Annotated in this window: 2 protein-coding genes and 1 pseudogene; 1 reads left to right on the forward strand and 2 read right to left on the reverse strand. The window is 65.6% G+C overall.

The window, feature by feature from the left end:
* Nucleotides 1–505, forward strand: a pseudogene (locus JHD07_RS38750) (TIGR03809 family protein); the annotation flags it as partial.
* A 133-nt stretch (nucleotides 506–638) separates the two neighbouring features.
* On the opposite strand, the gene JHD07_RS38755 reads toward JHD07_RS38750, so the two are convergent.
* Both JHD07_RS38755 and JHD07_RS38760 read right to left on the reverse strand, forming a co-directional pair.
* Nucleotides 639–944 carry a GIY-YIG nuclease family protein gene (locus tag JHD07_RS38755; RefSeq protein ID WP_291631817.1) on the reverse strand — a complete coding sequence of 102 codons (306 nt, stop codon included), beginning with the start codon at nucleotides 942–944 and terminating at the stop codon, nucleotides 639–641.
* 189 nt (nucleotides 945–1,133) lie between these two features.
* A partial coding sequence (locus tag JHD07_RS38760; protein WP_291631819.1) for a TIGR03808 family TAT-translocated repetitive protein occupies nucleotides 1,134–1,983 on the reverse strand: 850 nt, incomplete at its 5' end.

Genomic DNA, 1,983 nt, shown 5'->3' on the forward strand with positions numbered 1-1,983 from the left:
TTGGTCGCCGGCGGCGATGCCGCGCGAGCAGCCGCCGCACACCGTGCAGCCGAAGGCCGTGCATATCGTGCCCGAGACCGCCGTGCCGGTCAGACTCGACCCGCAGCCGGATGTGCTCGCGGAGATCACGGAAGCCCCGATTGCGCCGCTCTCCGTGCCGCCGGCGCTGGCGCCGCTCACGGTGCCCGATGTGGCGGCATCGCCCGCAATGCCCTCGTTCACCGCCCCAGCCGAGATGCCGCTGCTCAGGGCTCCCGCGGCGAAGGCCCCGCTCACTGCGCCTGCCGTGAGGTCACCACTCGAGCCTATTTTTGCATCGTTCACCGCGCCCGAAGTAAGGCCGCCGCCCGCTGTGAAGACGGCGCCGGCGGCCATGGCCGCGCTCCTGCCGCAGTTCTCCCCGCCCGCCGAGGAAATCGTCGCCGCCCCCGAACGCGTCGTCGAATTCACCTTCAGCCTCGACGGCCTGGAAGCCAAATACCCGCTGCTGAGGAACGCGTTCTGAGGCGGTGAGTGAGGCTAGAGAGTATCGGCCGTGTTTCGCGCCCCGTCATTCTGAGGTGCGAGGCATGGGACGCGACGCGTCCCATGGGGAGCCTCGAAGGATGAGCGGCCCATCTGTCGCCACAACGAGCTTACTACTTCGACCTAGGCGCTCCCGCGCGTCGCCGCGCAAACTTGCTCACCGAACTCCAATCGGAACGAATGAGTGCTTCCTTCTTGGCGCGGCTCCACCCCTTGAGCTGACGCTCGGCGGCTATCCCATCGGTGATCCGATCGAAATACTCCGACCAGACCAGGATGACCGGGCGTCTTGAATAAGTGTAGCCCTGGTGAATTCCCGCATTGTGTTCATCGACACGCTTGGACGTGTCCTCGCCGGTCGCGCTTCCGATATAGAACGAGCCGTCCGCGCAGCGCAGCATGTAGACATAGATGCCCACAACATCATCCTTCGAGGCTCCCCACGTGGCGCGTTGCGCCACGTGTCTCGCACCTCAGGATGACGGCCGTGTTTGGGTTGTCAAGTTTTGATGCAACAATCTCAGGATATCCTCCTGAGGCGCGAGGCATGGGACGCGACTGTCCCTTGACGAACTCCGAAGGATGCGTGGCCCAGCTCTCAGCCGCGCCTACCGTCGCACCGCATTGCCGCCGACCACGATCTGGGCGAACCGCTGGGCTCCATCGGCCGAGAGATCCGATGTCACCGCCCGGGCGTGGTCGAGCCCGACCACCGCACCGCGCGGCGTCTCGGAGATCATGTTGTTGTTGACGAGGGCGGTGCCCGCGCCCGGCATCACGGAAACGCCGACACCTGCCAGCGCCTTGCGGATCACGTTGCCCGTGATCGCGACGTCGCGCAGATATTTGCCCCAGCCGGCGACGATGCCGTAGGACGGCGCGTTCTCGATCACGTTGCCGGTCACTGATGTGTCAGCCTCGACGTAGATCCCGACGCCGGCATCGTCGTCGGGCGCCGTGCCGATCGGCCGTTTCGGGATCAAGTTGCGGATGATGTTGCCCTGGACCACCGCGATGCGGCCGCCTTCGTTGAAATTGCAGACGGAGACGCCGACGGCGGCGCCGTCGACAATGTTGTTGGCGATCACGGCGGCCTCGAACGCGAACTCGGAATAGAGCGCGACCTCGCGCACGTCGCTGACGCTGTTGCCTGATATGTGGATGTTCGAGGCCGAGTTGCCGCGCACGGCCGAATAGTCGCAATTCCTGATGCGGTTGCCGCGCACGATCACGTTGCCGGCACGGAACGCGTTGATGGCATTGCCGTACTGGCCCGAGCCGCCGGGCCCCGCCTTGATGTTCTCGATGCGGTTGTCCGCCACCAGCGTGCCGTCGTCGCCGATGGCGGTGCGCAGGATCTCGATGCCGTTGTCGTTCGTGCCGGTGATGGTGTTTCGGGACACGCTGAGGCCCCGGGCGTCGAACGAGACCACCCCCGTCAGCGCGATGTCAGTGAAG

The organism is Bradyrhizobium sp. (assembly GCF_016462955.1).
Taxonomy (GTDB): domain Bacteria; phylum Pseudomonadota; class Alphaproteobacteria; order Rhizobiales; family Xanthobacteraceae; genus Bradyrhizobium.